Annotated in this window: 9 protein-coding genes and 1 pseudogene; all 10 read right to left on the reverse strand. The window is 66.8% G+C overall.

The window, feature by feature from the left end; genetic code table 11:
- Positions 1-88: 88 nt before the first annotated feature.
- Positions 89-1,840, reverse strand: coding sequence for a serine/threonine-protein kinase (locus ACIQF4_RS06430; RefSeq protein ID WP_400515464.1), 1,752 nt, complete (start codon positions 1,838-1,840; stop codon positions 89-91).
- Positions 1,837-3,774, reverse strand: a complete 1,938-nt coding sequence (locus ACIQF4_RS06435; RefSeq protein ID WP_400515462.1) for an FHA domain-containing protein — start codon at positions 3,772-3,774, stop codon at positions 1,837-1,839. Before ACIQF4_RS06435 ends, ACIQF4_RS06430 begins: the two co-directional genes overlap by 4 nt.
- On the reverse strand, positions 3,761-4,747 hold the full coding sequence (locus tag ACIQF4_RS06440) for a protein phosphatase 2C domain-containing protein (protein ID WP_350003733.1): 987 nt from the start codon (positions 4,745-4,747) through the stop codon (positions 3,761-3,763). The genes ACIQF4_RS06435 and ACIQF4_RS06440 overlap by 14 nt, the downstream gene beginning before the upstream one ends.
- Positions 4,744-5,958 (reverse strand): RDD family protein, encoded by a 1,215-nt coding sequence (locus ACIQF4_RS06445; protein WP_400515511.1) that lies wholly within the window; start codon positions 5,956-5,958, stop codon positions 4,744-4,746. Before ACIQF4_RS06445 ends, ACIQF4_RS06440 begins: the two co-directional genes overlap by 4 nt.
- A gap of 237 nt (positions 5,959-6,195) precedes the next feature.
- A pseudogene (locus ACIQF4_RS06450) lies at positions 6,196-6,276 on the reverse strand (zinc-ribbon domain-containing protein); the annotation flags it as partial.
- On the reverse strand, positions 6,273-8,951 hold the full coding sequence (locus ACIQF4_RS06455) for a transglutaminase domain-containing protein (protein WP_400515459.1): 2,679 nt from the start codon (positions 8,949-8,951) through the stop codon (positions 6,273-6,275). The gene ACIQF4_RS06455 and the pseudogene ACIQF4_RS06450, both read right to left, overlap by 4 nt.
- A complete protein-coding gene (locus ACIQF4_RS06460; RefSeq protein WP_350003735.1) occupies positions 8,948-10,279 on the reverse strand; it encodes a DUF58 domain-containing protein in 1,332 nt (443 codons plus the stop codon). The genes ACIQF4_RS06455 and ACIQF4_RS06460 overlap by 4 nt, the downstream gene beginning before the upstream one ends.
- Before the next feature lie 50 nt (positions 10,280-10,329).
- A complete protein-coding gene (locus ACIQF4_RS06465) occupies positions 10,330-11,301 on the reverse strand; it encodes a MoxR family ATPase (RefSeq protein ID WP_350003736.1) in 972 nt (323 codons plus the stop codon).
- Positions 11,302-11,389: 88 nt separating this feature from the next.
- Entirely contained in the window at positions 11,390-17,503 is a 6,114-nt protein-coding gene (locus ACIQF4_RS06470) for an Ig-like domain-containing protein (RefSeq protein WP_400515456.1), read from the reverse strand.
- Positions 17,504-17,660: 157 nt separating this feature from the next.
- Entirely contained in the window at positions 17,661-23,828 is a 6,168-nt protein-coding gene (locus tag ACIQF4_RS06475) for an Ig-like domain-containing protein (protein WP_400515454.1), read from the reverse strand.
- Positions 23,829-23,855: the final 27 nt, after the last annotated feature.

Consider the following 23,855-nt stretch of genomic DNA (forward strand, 5'->3'; position numbering starts at 1 on the left):
TTCCTGGACATGCTGCCGGCCGGCGACCTGCCGTTCGGCCATATGGTGCGTTTCGTCGTCGTATTGCTGCTGGGATGGGAGCTTCGGCTCATGTGCCGGTGCAGGCAATGGAGCCTTCCTCCAGCGGGGAGAATGCCCCGTCCGACCGCACGATCATGACCTGGATGCAGGTCTCCCCCGACGGATTGGCCGTGACCTTGACCGGCGGCTGGTCGATGGACTGGTATTCGCCGCCGCCGCCAATGGTGTAGACCCGCCACTTGTAGGTGTCTCCCTCTTTGGGCTGCGGGTTTACCCAGGTGAAGGAGGCATTGCCGTCCCCTGCCGCTGTCCCCGTGAGGCCTTCGACGTCCGGCACGGTCCCGTTGTCCAGCGCATCGGCCGGCGGCCTGCTGGCCTGTTGGGTCTCCACTGCCACAGGCTTTTCGGGCGAGGCGTTGGCTACCACCAGGCCCACCACCGCAGAGACAGCCAGCAGCGTGCCGCCGGAGATTGCCAGCCAGAGGTTGCGCTTGCTGTGGTCCGTGGTGGGACCCGCAGCTGCGGGCTCCTCCACCCTGGCTGGCCGGTGGACGGTAGTGTCCGCGGCGTCGGCGCCAGCGACGGGACGGCTTCCGGGCAGCGTGCCCTCATCCCTGCCTGCACCGGCGTTGCCGCCGGAACCGCGCAGGACCGTTGCGTTGGCCCATTCCTGCGGCTGCGGGGCCGGGGCGGCCGGGGGCTGGAACGGGGCCGGCGCGGGCGTGGGGGTAGAGCCCGACGGCGGGACCCCGGCTGCGGTGCCCTGCCCGATCCGGTCCTGCCGGCCCCGGTCCTGCGCGCCACCGCTTGGGCCGCTACCGGCCTGGGGCCAGGTGCGCGCAGGGAAGGTGGGGGCGCTGCCGGTCCGTTCCGGATCAATCGCCGCGATGCTCCGGACCCGGGTCTCCTCGACGCCGTCGTCCAGCTGGCTGTCCTCGTGGTGCGGCTCTTCCAACACTTCAAAGGGGGTGACGGAGAGGTTGAGTTCCGCCTGGATGCGCTGCAGGGCAAGGGCGAAGGCGTGCGCAGAGGAGTAGCGGGACTGCGGCGACTTTGCCATTGCGGTGGAGAGGGCAAGCTCCAGGGACTCAGGGACGTCCGCGCGGCCCAGGCGCGGCACGGGCGTGTTGCTGATGCGGTTGATCAGTTCCCGCTGCGAGTTGTCCGCTCCCGGCATCACAAACGGCGACCGCCCTGCCAACAGGGTGTAGAGCGTGGCGCCGAGGGCCCACACATCCACCATGACCCCGTCCACCGCACCGTCGGTGAACTGCTCGGGCGGGGACCATGGGATGGACATCCCTGAATCTTCGTCGGTGTCCCCCGCCAGGGTGCCGGAGATGCCGAAGTCCGTGAGGGCAGGGCGGTTGTAGTCCGTGACCAGGATGTTGGCGGGTTTGATGTCGCGGTGGGCGATGCCGGCGCGGTGGGCGGTTTCGACGGCGGAGGCCACCTGGATGCCGACGGCCAGGACTTCATCCACGCTGAAGCGCTGCCTGCGGTACCGGACGTCCAGGCTGGGCCGGGAGCAGTACTCCATTGCCAGGTACGAGTGTCCGTCGTCGGTCACTTCCGCTTCAAAGATGGTGACAATGTACGGATGCGAGGACAGCTGGGCCATCAGGTTCGCCTCGGACTCGAACCTGCGCCGGGCACCTTCCGTCTTCAGGTCCGAGAGCAGCACCTTGACTGCGACCTTGCGGCGCGGCCGGTCCTGTTCGTACAGGTAGACGTCGGAGAACCCGCCGGAGCCGAGCAGGCTGATGTATGTGAACCCCTGGATGCGGGGAGGCGGCGCGACGGGCCGTTTGGAACTCAAGGAATCTCCTCAAAACGCAGCGAGATGTTGTCGCCCAGTTCAGCGATGTCACCATCGAGCAGGATGGCCATCTCGTTCTGTGCCAGGCGGCGGGGAGACTGGCCTTCACGTACCAGGACCGTGCCGTTCGTGGCCTTGAGGTCGCACAGCATGACGTGCCAGCCCTCCAGCCGGACCTCCACATGGGACCGGGAGATATCGCCTTCGGGGCTTGGAACCTGGACCAGCCGGGGCATAACTCCGCCCTGGACCCGGGACACGGAGGGCTGCCGTCCGATGACCAGCGACTGGTCGAGGTCCAGAAGTTCCCCGGTGGACATCCGCACCCGTCCCAGCCGGGGGCGGGGCACCTGGACGGCGTCCGGGAGCAGCGCGGCGCCGCACGCGGCGCACTGCGCCCGGGTGGGCGGGTTTGCATGTCCCTGGCTGCAGACCCTGGCAAGGACGGTGGGCCCGGCAGCCGAATCCTCCGCCACCGGCCTGGCGGGCTGTCCGGCCGAGGAGGCGAGGCTGCTCTTCATGACCGTCTGGCCGTCGTGGTCAGCGTCGAAGGCGGCGCCGCCAGGATGGGGGTGTTGTACGGCAGCGGCCGGCGCAGCACCGCCAGCCGTGGACGCCGGGGCACCCGCTGCGGAAGGCAGGACGCCAGCTGGTGCCGGGGCGGGCCGGGGCTCGGCGCTGGCGTGCGGGACGTTTACTTGCGGGGCGCTGCCCTCGGCGTTGCCCCCAGCCTTCTTCCACGGAACGGAGTCGATGAGCACCCCGGCAGCGGGGCGAGGCGCCGCAAAGGCGGAAGTGCCGGGAGGTACAGGAGGGGCAGCCGGCGCATCCGCACCCGCCGCAGCTGCCGGCATCGGAAGTTCCTGTTCCTCGGGCTGCCCGGGGACGGGGGCTGCGGCCTGTTCCCCGGCCTCCGCACCTGCGTCGGGTGTTCCGTCGATTTCCGAATCGGCGTCGTCCCGCACCGCAGCGTCCTCGATGCTCCGCACGACAGTCCGTTCCCACAGGTGGTCGTAGGAACTGGTGTGGTCGCTGGCGGGGGTCGCCGCCTCTGCGGGAACTGCCGGCTCCACGGGAACGGATCCCGCCTGCTGGAATTCTGCCTGATGGACCTCCGCCAAGGCTTCTGCCGGAAGTGGGTCTGCCGCCGGGGAGCCGGATGAAGGCTCATGACCACGTTCGTTCTTTGCGCCGGAGTTCGCCGGGTCAACGGTCGCACCGACATTTTCCGCCTGTGCGCCGCTTTCCTCCGCTTCCAGTTGACCGTCGCCGGCTGGCAGGTCGTCGTCGTCGAGCACGCCGACAACAGTCTCAGCTGAGGCTCCGTGTTCTGGCGCAACGGTCTCCGCCGATGCCTCGTGATCCGGCGCAATGGTCAGCTCCGCCGAGCCGTCGGCATCGGTATCCGCATCCCTGACGTTGGCGATGCCTGCGGAGTCCACCACAACAGAGGCCGGGGGTGCTGAGGGCGGTGCGAGTTCCGGCTGGCGCGGGGCCAGGACCAGCGCCAGCGACTGCAGCAGGACAACACCCTCCCCCAGCGGCAGTTCCGGCTGCCCTGCGGGGCCGGCAGCCGGAATGGCAAGCCGGCATGACCCCGGGAGGGCAAAACGGCGCTCGTTCCAGGTGGTGACGTCCCGCCCGTCGAGCTCCACGCTGCCGTCCGGCAGGTCCACTGCAAGGTCGAGGTCGCCGCGGAGGAACACGCGCAAGGGTCCGGTGGCATCGAGGATGCCAAAGGACGGCATCTGCGCCAGCGAGCCCCCTGAACTGCTGGTGACGGCGTGGAGTACCTCATGGACTTCGGGATCGGTGCCCAGCAGGTCCCACACCGCACCCGCGAGGGCCGGCGGAGTGTCGGGGCCGAGGAGGACGGCTGTGCGTCCACGGACTATTCCCAGCCAGGTGCCCGGAACGTAACTAGTGCCGGTCATCGGAGGGCTCCCCGTCCTGGTCCGCGGCATCGTCACTGCCGTGTAGGGGCTCAGCCTGCGCCGCCTGCGCCCTCTGTCCCTGCTCCGCCTGTGCCTTTTGTCCCTGCTCCGCCTGCGCCTTCTGTCCCGCCTGCGCCCGGGGCAGCGTATCTTCATCCACCACGTCGGGGTCGCGACGGGGTGCGGTGGTGGCTGCACCGGCGTCGTTCAGGACATTCCTGGCGTCAACCACGATCACCGTGATGTTGTCGCTGCCCCCGCTCCGGAGCGCGGCCTGGATCAGGGCGTCGGCGGCGTCCTGCGGGTCTCCCACCGTGCTGAGGATGCGGAGGATGTGCTCGTCCGTCAGCTCGCCGGTGAGGCCGTCGGAGCAGACCAGGACCCGGTCGCCTTCCTCCACGGGGAGCAGCCAGTAATCGGCCTCGGTCTCGTCTCCCGTGCCAAGCGCGCGGGTCACAACGTGGCGGCGCGGGTGCACGGTGGCCTGTTTCGCGGTGATCTCGCCTGCGTCCACAAGTTCCTGCACCTCGGAGTGGTCCACGCTGATCTGCTCAAACCGGCCCTGGCTGAGGCGGTAGGTGCGGGAATCGCCGATGTTCATGACCAGCCAATACGGCATGCCCATCTGTTCCACCACCACGGCTCCGGCCAGGGTGGTTCCGGCGCGTGCACCGGTGGCCTCGCGGATGGAGGTGTCCGCCTGGAGCAGGTACTGCTGCAGGATGGCTGCGGTGACGCTCCGTTCACCGGTGGCGAGCTGCGGTATCGCAGCGAGGGCCCGGACGCACATGCCGGAGGCCACTTCGCCGGCCTCATGGCCTCCCATTCCGTCCGCTACGGCAAACACAGGATCGGAAGCGATGTAGGAGTCCTCGTTCAGCTCCCGGCGGAGTCCCCGGTCTGTCCCGTAGCCGTAGCTCAGGCTGAGGCCCGGCTGGAAGGTGGAGGGAACGCTGGCGGGCTGTTGGTTCATGCCTGTCCTAGGTAAAAGGTCCGGTCTCCGAAGTGGACACTGGATCCCGGCGTAACGAAAGTGGGGACCCCCGGGGCAAGGGGTGTCCTGGCGCCGTTGGGGGTGGTTACGGCGCTGCCGTTGGTGGAATTCCTGTCCGTCACCCAGATCCCCGCGCCGTCTGTCAGCAGGTGGAGGTGGGTTTTGGAAATGGAGCGGCCGGGGTCGTCGACGGCGAGGAGCTGGGCGTGCTGCTCGCCGGACTGGCCCACGGGGTTGCGGCCCACCAGGACGCTCCGGTCCAGCTGGAAGTCGCGGCCGTCGTCCAGGCGGATGCGCAGCACAGCTACAGGCGCCGGGCCGCCGGAGCCCGGACGCACCTGGGTGCGTTCGACGTCGTCGTCCACGTGGTGCTGCCCGCCCTGGACGGGAACAGGCGGGCCGGCGGGCGCGTCAGTCCCCGGCGGCGCGAAGGACGCCGGCGCGGCGTACGGCATGGTCTGCGACGGTGTCCGGGCAGGCGAGGGGTGCACGGAAGGGACTGCTGGCGGCGCTGCCTGCCCCGAAGCGGACTGGGGACCAGCCACCGGGGACAGCACCTGCTGCACAGGAGGAAGGTCCAGCGGGGCGAAGCTGTACGGGCCCTGGATGCCGCCGGTGGTGATGGGATCGCGGCCGGCCTTCACATCGAAGACGAGGGCCTTGGCTGCTTTGTCGTGCCAGCCGCGCAGGCCGCTGTTTTTGTCCCAGTGGTTGGACACCACCACCAGCACAGCCCAGGCAGCGCCGGCTAACACCAGGGGCGCAAGGATGAACAGGGCGGGTTCGAACCACCTGAAAACCACTACAAGGATAGCGGCCAGCAGCGAAAGGATGATCCCGGCACCGGTAATGAGTCCGCGGAGGAACACGGTGCCGGCGCCCGGCGCATAGCCGTCGTTGTCCGCGCTGCGGATCCCCATCAGCAGGTTCCCGGGCGTCTTGCCTGTCCGGGCCTCGATTCCCATGACAGCAAAGAGGTACACAACTGTCAGTCCCAGGCCGATGCCGCCGGACAAGACCAGTGACGCCGTGTCATAGGTGATGAACTGGCCGCTGCGGGTACGGGTGATCCCGGCAAAGCCGATGGCGAACGTCACCACCAGGACAGCCAGCGGCGGCAGCCAGTCAATGACGGCAGCGCCAAGCCGCTTGCCGGCCGTTGCCGGAACAAGCTGAAGGTTCACTCCCATTCCCGTTCCTCCCCCTGGGACGGCAACCGACTGCGCGGTGAAACCGCCGGCGCTCCCCCGCCCGGTGCCTGCATGTGCTGGATCCGCAGCCTGGGACGCCGGGGATCTTTGTACTACCGGGATAGTACCGGGAATCCCTGTTCCATGGGCAGCCGGAGCCCCCGGCAGGGGTTCACCGCCGGCGTTCCCGCCAGGGTGCAGGGTTCGGTTGCTGCGCGCCGCACGGTTGGGCAGGGGCGCTCCGCAGGAGGTGCAGAACGCCGCCCCCGCGCGGATGGACTGCCGGCAGCGGGGGCATGTCTGAAGCTCCGCCGTCACTGGGCCGTGGGTCCCTGCGTGGGAGGTCCCTGCATGGGAGGTTCCGGCGTCGTGCGTTCCTGTTCCGCAGTCCCCTGCGGCGCGTTCCCCTGCGGTCCGGTCCCCTGCGGTCCGGTCGCCTGCGGCGCAGTCCCCTGCGGTCCTGGGGCCGCCGTGCCCTTACGACGCCGGGACTCCGGGTTGAGAGCCTTAAGGGACGGAAGTGCCAGCGGACCTCGCAGGGCCAGGGCGTTACGCGCATCCGCCAGGAGCGAGCGCGGCGAGAACCTCGCCTGCTGCCGGCGCCAGAAGCCGGCCGTCGACGTCATCTCTTTCAGCGAGCTGTCCACGATGGTCCAGTACTCGCGGACCTCGTCCTCGCTCGGCTGGCCTGCGCCAAAGATGGACGCGTCCGCACGCCTGGCCAGCACGGTGGTGGTGCTGCCCGCTGCGGGAAAAGCTTCGGCAAGGACTGCGGCGCTTTCGCGGCGGGTGGCACGGGAATCAACCGCGGCACCCATGTCCGTGGCCAAACTCACTACCTCGCTCCAGCCTCCGCCCACGCGCTGCGCAGGGTGGCCCTCGGTGAACCGCGACTTCCGCCGCCGGGATTTCAGCAGTGCGATCAGCAGCAGCGGCAGCGCAAGGACGGCCAGCGGGATCAGGACGATGCCCAGCGCGCCCAGCAGGGCGCCCCAGAAGAGCCAGGGGTTGTTTTTCTTCTCATCGGCGTCCAGCGCGTCCGGTGACGAGTCCGGCGGGAGGTCCGCCGGTTCCTGCGGCGGGGGCGGTGGCTGCAGCACCTGCGGTTTGGGCTTGGACTTGTTTTCCGGGTCCGGCGGGATGGGGATGTTGTCCTTGGGCGGGGTGGGATCGAAGCTCACCCAGCCAACCCGTTCGAACGCCACTTCAACCCAGGCGTGGACGTCCTTGCCGGTAATCCTGACCTCGCCCGCACCGTTTTCGGGGCTGGTGGGTTCGGGGTAGAAGCCCATCACCACGCGGGACGGGATGCCGAGGTGGCGCAGCATCAGGGACATGGCCACGGCGTACTGCTCGTCGTCGCCGAGCATCTGCTTGGCCGTGAGGAGGTTCCTGATCCGGGCAGAACCGTGCCCGGAGACGCTGGGAAGCTGGCCTTCGCTGACCAGCCCGTTGCTGAAAGCCCCGGTCTTCTGGAAATGGGCCTCAACCTGGCGCACCCGGTCAATGGGCGTGGGCGCATCGGAGGAGAGGTCGTTGGCCTGCGACCCCACCACCGGTGGCACTTCCACGGCATCGGGAAGGGACAGTTTAGCGAAGTCGTACTGCGCCAGCTGCCCGTGTTCCAGCTTCACGGGGTCCGAGACCTGGACCCTGTAGGAATCGCCGCGGGAGAGCCCGTTGGTGGTGACGGCGGTGTCAGTGCCGGAGTTGAAGTAGAGGCCCGACGCCGCGGCGGAAGCGGAGTCGTCGAAGCTCAGCCCGGTGGTCTTGCGGCCGCCGGGAACAAAGAAACCCTGGTAGTCCTCAACAGTGATGTTGATGGCGTAATCGTTGGTGGGAACCACACCCGAGGTATCGGCAAGGGTGTTGATCGATTCGGTGTCCCCCACTTTGCTGAAGTTTCCCGAACCGTTCGGGTCCATCGTGTAATTGGTGCCGTTGAAGGCATCCAGAGCCCCCAGCCGGACACGGCCGTCGCGGGGCAGACCCTTGACCACGAACAGGGTGTCGTCCTTCTTGTCCTTGACGAAGGTCCGGAAGCTGGCGAGGGGTGTGATGTAGTCCTTGGGATCGAACGGCGGGACCACGACATTCCGGAGGACTTTCCGGTCATTGCCCGCCGTGACCAGGGGTGCGGCGAGCGCCGTCACGGCCACGCTGACGGCGATCACGCCTGCTGCCATTCCCAGCCGGCGGAGCCTGGCACGCTGCGCGGTGGCGGTGTCCGTCTGCGGGTTGTTGACGGACACCCTTCGGGTGGAGTTCTTCCGGAGCGCGTCCCTGCGGAAGGTGGCCCAGGCGATCCCCAGCACGGTGAGGCCGATGCCGCGTTCCACAGTGAGGAAGGCGGCGTTGGTGCTGAAAGCGATGCCGGTGACGAACAGGACCAGCACCGGAAGGAGCGGGAAGTACGGGCTTCGAAGCCGCCAGGTCAGGACGGCGGCCACCAGCGCGGTGATCATGGAGCTCAGGAACGGAACGATCAGCACACCGCCCGCCGTACCGACAGGGACACCGACCGTCAGCATGTCCTTCCAGGCGAACACGATGCCCAACAGGAGGATGCGGAGCGAGTCCAGGCTGGGGACGAAACCGGCGATGGCGGAATCTGGAACCGCCAGCAGCGTGCCGAAGACCAGGTAGGCGCCCAGGGCCAGGGCCGTGGTGATAAGCAGCCCCAGACGCAGGTGCGCGTTCAGGGCGCCCAGTGCCAGCCCCAGGATAATCCCGCCGAAGCCGGACAGCAGGTAATAGGGGTCCCCTCCGAAGCTGAGCCCAAACCCGAGCAGGCCCAGCCCGAGCAGCACCGTCAGCGCGCCGGCGTCGAGCATGAAGTGCCACAACGGCTGCCCGTTGGCAAAGGCGGAGTCCGCCTGGTCCCGGGGTGCGGTGCGGATGGTGCGTGGCTGCGCGGAGCCGGCTTGTTTGGTGCGGGTTTGTTTAGTGCGGGGGCGCGTGCTGCGCGGGCGCATGCCTTCTGTGGAGCTCATGCTGCGGCCTTTCTTAGCACAATGGCCAGGTCAGTCAGGTCGCCGAGCGTCAGCACGGTGAGGTCTGCGATGTTTGCCCGCGTGGGCGAGGCGCCGGCCTCTACCCGGACCGCGAGGCTGCGGACCCCCGGCGGCACGGAGGCTGCTGCGGAACGCAGCTGCGTGGCGGTCACATTGCTGCCCACCACAAAAAACACCACGGAGGCGTTGGGGACGGTGTCGGCCAGGGTCCTGGCCAGGTCGACGGCGGTCCGGCGCATGGGAGCGCCGACGATCCGGGTCATGTCGTCCAGCAGATTCCGCCCGGTTTCGCAGCGCAGCGGGCCTTTCTGGGTGAGGACGTCCAGCTCGCGCTGCTCACGGATGGCCTGCCTGCCGATGGAGGCAGCGGCGGAGATGGCCATCTCAAACTCGGTTTCCGACGCGTATTCGTCGGTGTTGATGGACAGTGAGATGGCCAGGTGGGCGCGGCGGGTTTCCTCGAACTGGCGCACCATGAGTTTGTTGGTCCGTGCCGTTGTTTTCCAGTGGATGTGCCGCCGGTCATCCCCCGGCACGTAGTCGCGCAGCGCGTGGAAGGATACGTCGGCGCTGGAGAGGTCCGTGGTGGGCATGCCTTCGAGGTCCCGGATGAATCCAGCAGCCGATCCGGCAAGTGCCACTGTGCGCGGGTGGACGAACAGGTCCTCGGGTTCGGTCCAGAGGACCTGGCGGCGCAAAAGGTGCAGCGGATCTGCCCGGACCGACCTCACGGGGCCCACGACGATCACGGCACGCCGCGCGGTGGGAATGGTGAAGAGGTCCTCGTGGACCTGCTGCGGTTTCATCCGCGGGAGGTGGAACACGGCGGTGGCACTGCCCACAGGCAGTTCCAGGGCTGCCGGCAGCAGCGGCCGGGCGGAAGTGTTGGACACCGCGATACTGCCCACAGCGCTGTCGCCCACGGCCACCCGGGTGCGAGCCAGGTCAAGGACTACGCCGTAGGACGAGCGGCCCAGGACGAACGCCACCGCAATCACGAACATCACGAACGCCGCGATGGCAGCTGCCTTGGCCTCCTGCCAGCCGAACGCCTGCCCTGTTCCCCAGAGCAGGATTGCGGCCGCGAGGACCGACCAGCCCAGGACGCTGACCACTGACAGCACGGGCCAGGCATACGTCAGCCACACGGTCCGGACGGCACGCCAGGCGGGCGCCGACGCCATGGCTGCGGTGTTCCTGGCCTCGGCCCAGACGGCTGAGGGGTGCAGGGCGCCGGGACTGCCGTTCCTGGCGAAAGGTTGCTTCAGACGCTCCGTGAGCCGGGTCAACGGGGTGCCGCTGGACATATGTGTGCCTTCGTTGTTGCGTGGAAAGTGGTGGGGGTCCGGGCCGGGGGTCAGGCGTTGGTGCGCTGCTGGGGAGCTGCGATGTCCGCCAGGATCCGCGCCAGCACCGCATCGGCGGTGGCTCCGGAGAACTCCGCTTCGGGATCCATGACAAAGCGGTGGGTCCACACCACGGGAGCCAGTTCCTTGATGTCGTCCGGGAGGACGAAGTTCCTGCCCTGCCCGGCTGCCCAGACCTTTGCTGCCCGGACCATGGCCAGGGCGCCACGCACGGAGACGCCAAGCCGGGTTTCGGGAGCGTTGCGGGTCTCTTCGCAGAGCCTGGAGATGTACTCCAGCACAGCGGTATCCACATGAACGGTGGCAGCGAGGTCTGCCATGTCGGCCACCGCCTGGGTGGTGATGACGGCGGAGAGTTCCTGGGACCGGTCCTTGAGGTTGGAGCCGCCCAGCAGCCGGACGGTGGAGGCGTGGTCCGGGTAGCCAATGGAGGTCTTGATCAGGAAGCGGTCCAGCTGCGCCTCCGGCAAACGGTAGGTGCCGGCCTGCTCGATGGGGTTCTGCGTGGCCATCACCATGAACGGCCGCCCTGCCTCATAGGTGACGCCGTCCACCGTGACCCGGGACTCTTCCATGACTTCCAGCAGCGCCGACTGGGTCTTCGGCGAGGCGCGGTTGATTTCGTCCGCGAGGACGATGTTGTTGAAGATCGGGCCCTTGTGGAACTCGAACTTCTGCGTCTTTTGGTCGTAGATGGTCACACCGGTGACGTCCGAAGGGAGCAGGTCCGGGGTGAACTGGATGCGGTTGTTGGAGCCCTGCACGGTGGCGGCCAGTGCCCGGGCCAGGGAGGTCTTGCCGGTGCCGGGAGCGTCCTCGAACAGCACGTGGCCCTCGGCCAGCATGGCCGTGAAGGTGAGCCGGATGACGTGCTCCTTGCCCAACACGGCCTGGCCCACGTTGGCAACGAGCTTCTCGAAGGTGTCTGCAAACCAGGCGGCCTGCTCGGGGGTCATGGTCATGGTGTGGCTCTTCTCTTCTCAGTTCTGTGTCTCTTGGACGGGCTGCCGGGATCCACCGCTCCTGACGCTGGATCCCGACGAGGGATATCTACTTGCGGGGCATTCTGTCCGGCGGGTTACAGCCGAGCGAGACGGTGTCACACCGGGCGTAGTTGCCTGCCGCGCCCCCGCTGGTCAGGTGGTACCAGATTCCGCTGGGGTTGTTGGACGTCTTGTACCAGACCACATAGAAGTCGGTCTGGGCCACCGTGCCGGCGTTGAACCAGATGCCTGGGCTGACGCACTGGTCAGGGTTCGTATTCCTGTAGCTGTCCGTACCGTACCGCGGCTCTGTGCACGTCCGGACGGGGGCCGTAACGCTCCACGAAGTGGGCGGCGGCGGAGTCGGGTCGGCACCGGACCTGGACGTTACAGGTCCGCCGATGGCACCGTTGACCGCCGTCACGGCACGCACGCGAAGCTGGCGGGGCTGGTCCCAGCCGCCCGCGGAACGATCGTAACGGTTGGCCTTGCCCACGTTGATCCAGCCACCGCCCTCGTAACTGACCTCGTAGTGGCTCAGGGGCCGGCCGTTGGTATTGGGGTTGTTCCAGGTCCAGTGGACGTCGCCGTCGCCCTTCGCTGAGCTGCCGCCGTCGATGTTGGGCGCGTTCGCAGGTCCGTAGGGATTGCCGGCGCCTATAGCCTGGGCGTCACCTGAGATGTTGTTCCTCGTGGATGTGGCAATGATGTTGATGGTGATGTTCTGTCCGTTGGGCAGGCCGTTGATGTTGCCACCAGGCGCGTTGATCGGCCCGGACTGTCCCGTGGATGCGCGGTAGGAGTAGGCAATTTCACTGGCGGTGGACCCGTTGCGCTGGGCCTCGGCCAGCGGCGTGAAGGTGACCTGAAGCTGACCGCTGTTCCCGGTGTCGGCGACGGTACCGCCGCTGACCTGGCCGGGCTTCCCGGAAGCCCTGATGGCTGCCGATTGGGCGCTTGTGCCGCTGGTTCCCGCCTTGTTCGTGGCGGACACGGTAAAGGTGTAGTTCGTTTCGGAGTTGTCCACCGTCACGTTCTGCGATGTACCGGTGACCTGCTGGCTGGCCACCACCGCGCCGCCCCGGAGGGTGGTCAGGGTGTAGGCGGAGACGGCGTCGCCGTTGTTGTTCGGCGCCGCCCAGCTCACCTTCAGCTGGCTCTGCGACCCCACTGAACCCGCCTGCGCCGCAGACGGCGCAGCAGGTGTGGCCGGCGCGCCGGCAGGAACCTCGGCTGCAGAGTACGGGCTCCACTCGGACGGTTCCTTGGCATCATTGCGCGCCAGGACCCGGACTTTGTAGGAGACGCCGTTCTGCAGTCCCTTCCAGACGTAGCTGACCGCTGTCAGGTTCTGGATCTGGGCGTTCTGCCCGGCGGGAGGGGGTGAGATCTCCAGGTCATAGGACTTCACCGGTGAGCCCTTGCTGGCAGGGGCAGACCAGTTGATGGACAGCTCCTTGTCGCCGAACTTCATGGACGGCGCCAGCGGGGTGTCGGGCTTCACGTCGGGACGCACTTCGGCAGAAGCCGGCGACCTGTCCGACTCGCCAAACTCGTTGGTTGCCGTGACCTGGAAGTGGTACTTGGTGTTGTTGACCAGCCCGTTGAGCGTGCACGTGTTGGCCGGGCAATCCTGCTCGAACCCGTTCTCGCCGTACACGGTGTACGTGGTGATGGGCGAGCCACGGTCCGCGGGCGCCGTCCAGTTCAGGAGGGCCGTCTGGTCCCCCACGCTCTGGGCCTGCGGGGTGGCGGGGGCCTGCGGCTTGTCCTTGACCGTAAGGCGGACGCGGGCTGTTGCCTGGCGGGAGGGGTCGTCCGTCTTGTCCGCCACGGTGTAGGAGACCACCATGGTTCCGGTGAAGCCCGGCGCGGGCGTGACCGTAATGGAATCGCCGTTCACGTCCACGTTGCCGCTGCCGGTTTCCGCGGCGGCCGCAATGATTTTCAGCGGCGTCTCCGGGAACGGGTTGGCGTCGTTGGCAAGCACGTTGACTGTCACGGGTTTGCCCGCGGCAACGTTGTCCTGCACGTCGTCGTTCGCCACCGGTTTCGGCCGGTTGGAGGCAGTCACCTTCAGCTGGAAGGTGGCAGTGGCTTCAAGCCCGCGGGGATCCCTGGCCTTGACCTGGACGGCGGCGGTGGTTCCGGAGCCGCTTGAATCGGCCGCGGAGACCTTGAGGGTCCTGCCGTCGATGCTGGCGTTGAACCCGGCAGGCGCTCCGCCCACCAGTTCGTACTTCATCTTTTCGACGTCGTCCGCGTCCGGGTCCGAGGTCAGCTTGCCCAGGTCGGCGCTGGCGGAGTCCCCCTTGGGCACGTCCACGTTTGCGCCCAGCAGCTCAGGCGGATTGTTCTTGTTGGGGTCGGGCAGGACCTTGGTGCGGATGCTGAGGGTGGATTTGAGGCCTTCGGGGTCGTCCGGGCCGGTACCGTCCGTGACCTCGAAGGTGAGCGAGCCGGGACCCACATAGTCGGTGCCGGCCGTGTACTTCAGGCCCGTGCCGTCAGCGATGACAGGATCGCCGCCGTCTGCACCGATGAGCTTGATGCGGTCGGTCTGGGTGAGCCGCGGCGAGCGGCCTTCACGCACCTTGACCCACTCGTCGAGGTCAACGTCCGCAGATTGCCCGGCGACGACCTCGATGACTTCGTCCTTGGCCAGGGTGGGCACCTGCTGGCCGAGGCCCGGCACCCAGATCACGGCCGTGGACTGCTGGCCGTCAACATCCTCCACGTTGTACGGGATGAGCTGCGGCTGCTCGGTGAGGTCAACGATCATGGTGCCGTCCGGCCCGGGCCTGGCGGTGGCGGCCTCGGTGCTGATCTTCAGGTTTTCACCGACGCCGTCGGGGTCCTCGTCGTTCTTCAGGACGGGGACATCCACGGCGGTCTTCCCCATGGTCTGGGCGGAGGTCACCCTGTCATCACGGGCGACCGGCGCCTTGAGGGGCACCTCGTTATCCACCACCACGCGGATGGTGGCCTGCGCGGTGGCGTCCCGGTCGTCGGCGATGGTGTAGCGGACGTTGACGGTTCCGGCTTCTTCCGGCGCCAGCAGGATGATCCGGCCACTGGTTTTGCTCACGGTGGCCTGCAGCGCGGGGTCGGCTTCGATGCCGTCGCTGAGGATGCGGATGAGGTCGCCGTCGGGGTCGGTATCGTTGCCGGTGGCGTCGACGGCGATCTGGCGGCCCGGGCGGACCCTTACCTCGTCGTCCACGGGGGTGGGTTTCTGGTTGACCTCGCCGCGGGGCGCGATGCCCACGGTGACGGTGCCGGTGTTAACGGCGCCCTGCCGGTCCACCACCTTGTAGCGGAACGTGTCGGTTCCGGCGCCGTCACCGGCAGCCGTGAAGTCGATGAAGTTGCTGCCCACGGAAGCCGTTCCCATCGACGGCGTGCTGTCGATGCCGGTCAGCTGGACCGAGTCGCCGTCCGGATCGATGCCATCCAGGGGGACGGGAATGCGCACTGTGCCGGCGGCCACCACACGGGCGGTCAGGTTGCGCGGCTGCGGGCGGGAGTTTTCGGCGCCTTCGAGCGGAAGGATGTGGATGGTCACCGCGGCGGCGCTCTTCTGGCCTTGCGGGTCCACGGCGTTATAAATGGCACGGACCGTCTTGGGCTGCGGGCCGGCGATGAACCTCAGGGTGTTCTCGGAGACGAAGCTCTTTCCGTCCACGGGGTCCACGCCTTGTGGCAGGACAGGATCCACCGTGAGCTCCTGGCCCTGCGGGTGGGTGTCGTTTTCGAGTACGGGGATGGTGACGACGTCGTTGACCCGTACGTTGACCTCGTCAGGTTTCGGCTGGGGTGCTTCCACGACGGCGGGGGCCGGGACGGGGACCACGGAGACGCTGCCCGTGGCCGACTTCTTCCCGTTGGACATGGTGTATTCGAAGAGGATCGGGTCCTTGGTTCCCAGGATGTCGGTGATGCGCAGGACACCGTGGTTGATCACGCTGACGGACGCGGTCGAGTTTTCGGGCAGTTTCACGGACTGCAGCACCAGGACGCCGCCGGAGGGGTCTGAGTCGTTGGCCAGCGGGTCCAGCAGCACGCTGCCGCCGGTGGGCATCAGGGCCACGTCGTGGACGGCGACGGGGTCGCCGGCCTCGTCTCCGGATTCCACGTCAACCCGGATGAGCCCCTGGCTGCTTTGCGGGCCGTTGCTGGCGATGTACGTCAGGTAGACCGGACCGGGGGTGGTGCTGCGGAAAGTGAACGTGCCGCCGTCGGTCACAGGTCCCAGTTCCGCGGGGCCGTTGGCTTCGACCTGTGCCAGGCGGAGCGCGCCGCCGTTGGGGTCCACATCGTTCTTCAGCGGAGAGATGACCAGGTCCTGGCCCACCACCGCCGTGACGTGATCGGCGTTGACAACGGGCGCAAGGGCTCCGGGCGGCTGGACGTTGACCACGACTTTTCCGGTGACGGTGTCCCGGCCGTCCCAGATGGTGACTTCCACGGTCTTCTTGCCGGCTGTCGCGCCGGAGTCCTGGAAGGTGAGCAGGCCGTCACGGCGGACCTTCACCTGGTCCTGGTCGTTGTCTGCCTTTGCGTCGAGCAGCACCAGGTCGTCGCCGTCGGGATCGATCCAGTCCGTGAGGATGTTCTGGCTGACTGTCTTGCCCTGCTCAACCAGCATGGTGGTGGCGTTGTCGCCGCGCTTGAACTGCGGCGGCTTGTTTTCGTCGGCACCAACCACGCTGAGCGTGACCTGGCCGGTTGCGGAGAGGCCGCGCCCGTCGGAGGCGCTGTAGCTGAATGTTTCAGTTCCGGGTTTCGCGTCAGCGGGCACCGAGACCTGGAAGGCGGTGCCGCCGTAGATGTTTTGGAGGCTCCCCGCCTGGGGTCCTGAGGTTCCCACGGCCGCGGTGAGCACGTCGCCGTCGGGGTCCGAATCGTTGTCCAGGACGCTGAGGATGGTGGTGCGTCCTGGGCGCACGCCGACGGCGTCGGGCTTGGTTTCCGGCGGACGGTTGGGTTTGGTGCGGTCCGGCAGGACGTTGATGGTGTTGTTGTCCGCGGACTCCTGGTCCTGCTCGTCGGACTCGTTCTTCGGCGGGACGACGTCGTCCCAGTTGTTGACCAGCTGCATGTTCTGGTTGACCAGCCACACGTTGCCGGAATTCACATCGTTCAGGACCACCAGGTCACGGTTCACCCGGAACACATACGACGGCGAAGCACTCGCCTTGGGCACGTCCACATTCTTGTCATCGGCATCGTTCACACAGTCCCGGACATACTTGTTCGCCCCCGACCACGCCGCATGAACACACCCGCCCAACTGGACGGGCGCAGCCGGAACACCCTCGCCGTCGAACGTCACCGTCTTCGCCGTGGACCCGTCCAAGGGCTGCTTCAGCAACGCCTTCTGCGTGGAAATGGCAACAAAGCCGCTGGCGGGGCCGCCCTGCTGCAGTTTGGCCTCGCGCGCGTTGTCCAGCTGCAGGCGCTTGCCGCCCGGCAGGAACAGCTTTCCGGCGGCCGCATCGAGGAGAACCGGGCTGTCCCCCACCACCGTGATCTGCAGGTCCCCAGAACCCTTAAGCTCCGCCCAGGTCTCAGACTCCGAAGACGTCACTTCACCGTTGGCCTCAACAGCCGTCACCGTCACAACACCGGATTTGGGATCCGCCGAATAAATCCGGTCATCATCGCCCACCGCCGAGACGATGCCCTCCGAACCCACCATGACGGGCTCGGACGATTCCTCGTCAAAACCGTTCACCGTGGACGGCGACACCGCCCACACCTTGCCCGATGCCGCGTCCGTCACCGAGATCACCTCGGAGCCGAAACTGACGTCCGCCGACCCCGGCAGCTGCTTGTCCCCGCCCAACCGCATGTTCGCCGGCGAAACCTGGTTCAGCGTCGAGCCCGTCTCATCGTCGACAAAGACATCACCCGCGTCCTGCAGGATGTCGAACGTCGTCGACGCCGGCGTCACCGCCCCATCAAGGACACGCGAAGGATAATTCAGCCGCCCCACCGCGTTCTTGGACTTCGAGACCACCCACACGCCGCCGTCGTTCAGCTCCACCTCGGTGGTCTTGAACCCCGGATAGAGCACGGCGCCGGTCACCACGACAGCCACGGCTACACCGAACGCGGTGCCGTTGACGATCTTCTTGTGGCGCCGTTTGAGCCCAAGTTTCCCCAGCAGACTTGTCACAGCGTAGCTTCCCTCGATTTGTTGCGATGGCCCCCAGGCCCGCACCCCTGAAAAGCCGGTACAAGGCTCTCCGTTCCCCGGGCCAGCTTACCCAACGCGCCTCGGGGCTGCGATGGGCAGAGCTCCCCACCGCCTGCACATGCGTTCATTCCCGTAATCAGCATCGCGGGATCCCGTGGGAGTAGGGCTGGCCGAGCTGCGAGTGTCCGGCAACCATGTAATAGCCGACGTTTCGGTTGGACCCCGGTTCGATCCGATAAAACGGCTGGTCCGGAGTGTTCGTCCAGTGGTCGTTCATCATGACGTAGCAATGGACAACGATCCGCTCGCCGGTGTTGACGTAGTACCAGGGCGGGGTATCCCCGTTGTTGACTCCCTGGCAATCGAAGTAGGGTGCCGGCCGGTAGCTGGCCTTCCCGTACTCGAACGTGCAGGTCCGCACCAGGTCGGTGCCCTTGACGACGGTGGTGATCCACTCTCCCTGCGCACCCGACGCGGCTGATGCTGAGACGACGCCGCTTTCCGACCCCAGCGAGTTGACCGTTTTGACCTCGATGCGGTGGGTCTCACTGAAGCCGCCAGTGTTGATGACCCTGCTCCCGGACGCGGCAACACGTTCCCATCCGCCGTTGTCGATCCTGATCAGCGTGGCAGCGACGTCGTTGGTGGCGGTGGAAGGTGAGGCCCAGCTCAAGGTGAGGGATTTCTGGTTCCTTGCGCCGTCTTGTCCGGAGGCGGACGGTATACCGGGGGACCCATAAGGTGTTGCCGGCGCCCCGGCACTGGCATCGGAGCTCGGGGCCGCGGTTGAATGCGCGATCACCGTGATGGTGGTGGCTGCCCCGTTGGTGAACCCGCCAACGGTCTGGCCCGGCCTGATGGGACCGCTTTGGCCGGTGCTGGAGTTGTAGCTGTATGTAACCTCACTTTGGGCGGAGCCGTTGCGCTCCGCCGCGGTCAGTTCCTTGAAGCTGATGGTCACCTGCCGCCCGGCTCCCCCAGTGTCGGCCGGTGTTGCAGTGACTCCAGAAACCTGGCCCAGCTTGCCCGTGGCGCGCCGCGGCGCGGACGGCTGGCTGACGGCTCCCTTTCCGGCTTTGTTTTCCGCCTGGACCGTAAAGGTGTAGCCCGTTTCGGAGTTATTTGCCGTGAAGTTGGCTGTGCGCACCGTACCGGCAACCACCTGCGTCTGCGGAGCTGCGCCGCCTCCGTTCATCGTCACAAAGTAACTCCTGATGGCGTCACCGTTGGTGTCGGGCTCGGACCAGTTCACCCGCAGCTGGTTGGTGGTTCCCACGGAGGAGGCCACTGAAGACGTCGGGGCGGCAGGAGCAGCTGGGACGCCGGCGGGGTTGTCCTCGCTTGAAAACAGTCCCCACTCGGATGGTCCGAGCTCATTGACAGCCTGGACCCGCACCTTGTACCGGACACCGTTGGTGAGTCCCGGCCATGTGTAGTTAAGGCCGGTCACGTCGTTTTTCGCCGCTATCCCGCCGGCAGGAGGCGGAGAGATCTCCAGGTTGTAGCTTTTGACGGCCGACCCTTCAGTCCGGGCCGGCGCCCAGGTGATCTCCATGGTTTTATCGCCGGCCTTGACCGCGGGGGCCTCCGGCGGTGACGGCTTTTCGTCGGGCCGGATCTCGTTAGAGGGAGGCGAGGGCTCGGACTCGTTGACCTCGTTGGTGGCGGTGACGGTAAAGACGTACTTGACGTCATTGGTCAGGCCGGTGAGCGTGCAAGTGGTGGTGGGGCATTCCTGGCTGAAACCGTTGGAGCGCACCGTGTACTTGGTGATCCGTGCCCCGTTGTCCGAGGGCGGCGACCACTTCAGTACTGCGGTCCTGCTGCGCACATCGGTGGCCGCCGGGGCTGAGGGCGCGTCCGGTTTGTCCCGCACCGTGACACGAACCCTGCCGTTGACCTGGCGGGACGGATCGTCAGTCTTGTCTGCAACGGTGTACCGGATCACCATCACACCCTTGAACCCGTCTGCAGGTGTAAAGGTGATGGAATCCCCGCCGATGGCCGGCGGCGCGGCGGACGAACCTGTTTCCACGGCCGCTGAAACGATCTTCAGCGGGGTCTCGCTGAAAGGGTTGAAATCGTTGGCCAGCACGTTGACGGTTTCGCTCCGGCCCGCGTTGGCCTTCTCCACAACATCTTCGTTGGCCGTGGGGAGCGGACGGGTGGAGGCCACGACGGTAACCTCTACGGCTGCCCTTACCGGATCCGACCGGTTGTCCGTGACCTTCAGCGGAATGGTTCCCTTGCGGCCTGCCGACAACCCGGGCGCCGGCCTGACCGTGAGTTTCTGTCCTTCAATCGAGGCCGCGAACCCCTCAGGGAGGGCACCATCGATGGCGAACTCAAGTTTCTCCTGGTCACCGGCATCCACGTCCCTTGCGAGGTTGCCAAGCTCCAGGCTGGCAGCTTCCGCCACCGGAACTTCAAGCCCGGAGCCGCTAAACGTGGGCGCATGGTTCGCGTCGGGGTCCGGCACAACCCTGGTGATAAGGGTCAGGGTGGATTTCAGGCCCTGGGGATCCTCGGGGCCGGAGCCGTCGGTGACCTCGAAGGTGAGGGAGCCGGGGCCCACATAGTCCGGCAAGGCCGAGTACCGCAGCACATCGCCATTGCCTGCGATGACGTTGCCGGCGTCCGCGCCCTGCACACGGACCTTGTCAGCCTGTGTGATGCGTGGCGTCCGGCCCTCCCGCACCCGGACATATTCGCGGAGATCTATGGTCTCTTCCCGGCCGGCCATGACCTCGATGACGTCGGTCCGGGCCAGGGTGGGGTGCTGTTCGCCCTGGCCGGGCACCCAGATCACGGCCGTTGCGCCTTGGCCGTCAAGATCAGTCACGGTGTAGGGAATCAACTGGTCTGCCGGCGTGAGGGCGGCCACCACGTTTCCGTCGGTTCCGACGCGTGCATTGGGGTTGCCGTCCGGGAGGCTGATTTTGAGGTCTGCAGCCACACCGTCTGGGTCGGAGTCGTTCTTGAGGACAGGGACGTCGACGGCCGACTTACCGAGCGTCTCGGCCTGGGTGACGACGTCGTCCTTGGCAGCCGGAGCTTTGAGTGCGGCGTCAGGGCTTACCAGGACGCGGATCACTGCGCTGCCCTGGGCTTTTTTGTCGTCCTGGATCTTGTAGCTGACGCTTTCGTTGGCTGCGGCACCCGGCGCCGTGAGCAGTACTTTGCCCCCATCCGCCGTCTCAACCCCTAGTTCGGGCCTGGCCTCGAAGGCGTCAGCCACCAGCCCGATCGGATCCCCGTCGGGGTCGGTGTCGTTAACCAGCGCCTCCACTGCAATTTTGCGGCCGGGGCGGACATCCACGGCGTCGTCCACGGCGATGGGCTTTTGGTTGTTGGCCGCCGCTGGTGCAATGCCGACGATCACGGTGCCTGTGTTCTCGGCACCGATCCGGTCACGGACACGGTAGGTGAAGGTATCCGTGCCGGCGGCGGTTCCGGTGGCAGTGAACTCCAGGTACCCGTCCTTGACCACTGCGGTGCCCATGGCGGGGGCTTTGTCTATACCGACCAGTTGGACCGAGTCGCCGTCGGCATCGATGCCGTCCAGCGGGACCGGGATGCGCACTGCCATTCCGGCGATGACCCGGGCGGTCAGGTTCCCCGGCTCGGGCCGGGTGTTCCGTTCGTCATCCCGGGCACGGATGCGGATGGCGACCTGCTGGGAGTCCGACTGGCCCGACTCGTTGGTGACCTTGTAGATGGCGTAAACCGTTGTGGGCGTCCCGCCGGCAAGAAAGCGCAGCGTGCTGCCTGACTGGAAGATCCGCCCGGCGGTTTCATCAGGTTTCTGCGCCAGTTCGGGCTCAAGGGTGAGCTTGCCGCCGTTGGGGTCCGTGTCGTTGGCAAGTACCGGGATGGTGACAACGTCACCTGCACGCACCGAGACCTCATCCGGTTTGGCCTGCGGGGCCTGGAGCTTGGCCGGTGCGGGAACCACCAGTATTGCGATGTCGCCGCTCGCCGACGCTGTTCCGTTCGAAATGGTGTAGTTGACGTTGAGCGTGCCCTGGGCGCGGACATCGGTGATTCGGACCACTGAATGGTCAAGCACGGAGACGCTGACGGGCAGTCCGTCCGCGGCGGTAACGGACTGGACCACCAGGACGCCGCCGGAAGGGTCCGAATCGTTGCCGAGGACGTCCACCAAAACGCTTCCACCGCTGGGCAGCAGCGCCGTATCCCGCACCGCAACCGGAGCGCCGCTGCCGTTGCCGGGCACCACATCCACGCGGACCAGCTGCTGGGCGCTGGCGGGGCCGTTGGTCACGAGGTAGGACACATAGTGCGCTCCCTGGCCCGTGGAGTTGAAAGTAAACGTCTGCTGGTCCGCCCCCATGGACACCGTGGAATTCCCGTCCGGTGTCACCTGGGCCAGGCGAAGCCCGCCGCCCTGGGGGTCAAGGTCGTTCTTGAGCGGTGCAACGACGGTGTCTACACCCGCGACTGCCACCACGTGATCCGCGTTGGCGACGGGTGGAAGTGCCCCGGCCGGACGGATGTCAACGGTGACCTGGCCGTCCGTTGTCGACTGGCCGTCGGAAACTGTCACGGTGATGGTCTTGCGGCCCGGCTCCGAACCTGAGTCCTGGAAGCTCAGGAGCCCGTCCGGCCGCACCTTGACCTGGTCGCGGGGGTCGCTGCCCGTGGCGCCCACGACATAGAGGTCATCGCCGTCCGGATCGCTCCAGTCGGAAAGGATGTTCTGCGAGAGGCTTTTCCCGGCCTGCAGCACCAGGGTGGTGTTGCGGTTCGGCTTCTGCCGCGGGGCGGAGTTTTCCCCCGGAGGAATGATGTTGAGGGTGACGCTGGAAGAGGCGGAGAGACCGCGCCCGTCGTCCACTGTGTATGGGAAAGTCTCGGAACCGGACCTGTCCGCCGGCACGGTGACCTGGAAACCCGTGGAGCCGTAGATCGGGGCAAGCACTCCGGACTCGATGGGGTCGGCACGGACCGTCAGGATGTCGCCGTCGGCGTCTGTGTCGTTATCCAGGACGGGCAGGATGACCGTCCTTCCGGCACGGATGCCGAACGTGTCCGGGTTGGCCACCGGAGGGGTGTTGGGCTTCGTGCGGTCCGGCAGGACCGTCTGTTGGACCTCATCCGCGGAGTCCTTGTCGGCGTCGTCGGAGGTTTCCTTGGGCGGAATGACGTCGTCCCAGTTGTTGACCAGCTGCATGTTCCGGTTGACCAGCCACACGTTGCCGGAATTCACATCGTTCAGGACCACCAGGTCACGGTTCACCCGGAACACATACGACGGCGAAGCACTCGCCTTGGGCACGTCGACGTTCTTGTCATCGGCATCGTTCACACAGTCCCGGACATACTTGTTCGCCCCGGACCACGCCGCATGAACACACCCGCCCAACTGGACAGGCGCAGCCGGCACACCCTCGCCGTCGAACGTCACCGTTTTTGCCGTGGACCCGTCCAGCGGCTGCTTCAGCAACGCCTTCTGCGTGGAAATGGCAACAAAGCCGCTGGCGGGGCCGCCCTGCTGCAGTTTGGCCTCGCGCGCATTGTCCAGCTGCAGGCGCTTGCCGCCCGGCAGGAACAGCTTTCCGGCGGCCGCATCGAGGAGAACCGGGCTGTCCCCCACCACCGTGATCTGCAGGTCCCCAGAACCCTTAAGCTCCGCCCAGGTCTCAGACTCCGAAGACGTCACTTCACCGTTGGCCTCAACAGCCGTCACCGTCACAACACCGGATTTGGGATCCGCCGAATAAATCCGGTCATCATCGCCCACCGCCGAGACGATGCCCTCCGAACCCACCATGACAGGCTCGGACGATTCCTCGTCAAAACCGTTCACCGTGGACGGCGACACCGCCCACACCTTGCCCGATGCCGCGTCCGTCACCGAGATCACCTCGGAGCCGAAACTGACGTCCGCCGACCCCGGCAGCTGCTTGTCCCCGCCCAACCGCATGTTCGCCGGCGAAACCTGGTTCAGCGTCGAGCCCGTCTCATCGTCGACAAAGACATCACCCGCGTCCTGCAGGATGTCGAACGTCGTCGACGCCGGCGTCACCGCCCCATCAAGGACACGCGAAGGATAATTCAGCCGCCCCACCGCGTTCTTGGACTTCGACACCACCCACACGCCGCCGTCGTTCAGCTCCACCTCGGTGGTCTTGAACCCCGGATAGAGCACGGCGCCGGTCACCACGACAGTGAGCACCAGCCCATATACTGTGCCGCTGAAGAGCCGGGAGCGAAGGATTCGGCCGCGGAACGCCGTTGCGGATGCGGCGCCCTGCGCGCGTGTTCGTCCGCGAAAATTCATTGATCGGTTCCCCCAGGTAGATCCCGG

This window comes from Pseudarthrobacter sp. NPDC092202, assembly GCF_044755505.1.
Taxonomy (GTDB): Bacteria; Actinomycetota; Actinomycetes; order Actinomycetales; family Micrococcaceae; genus Arthrobacter.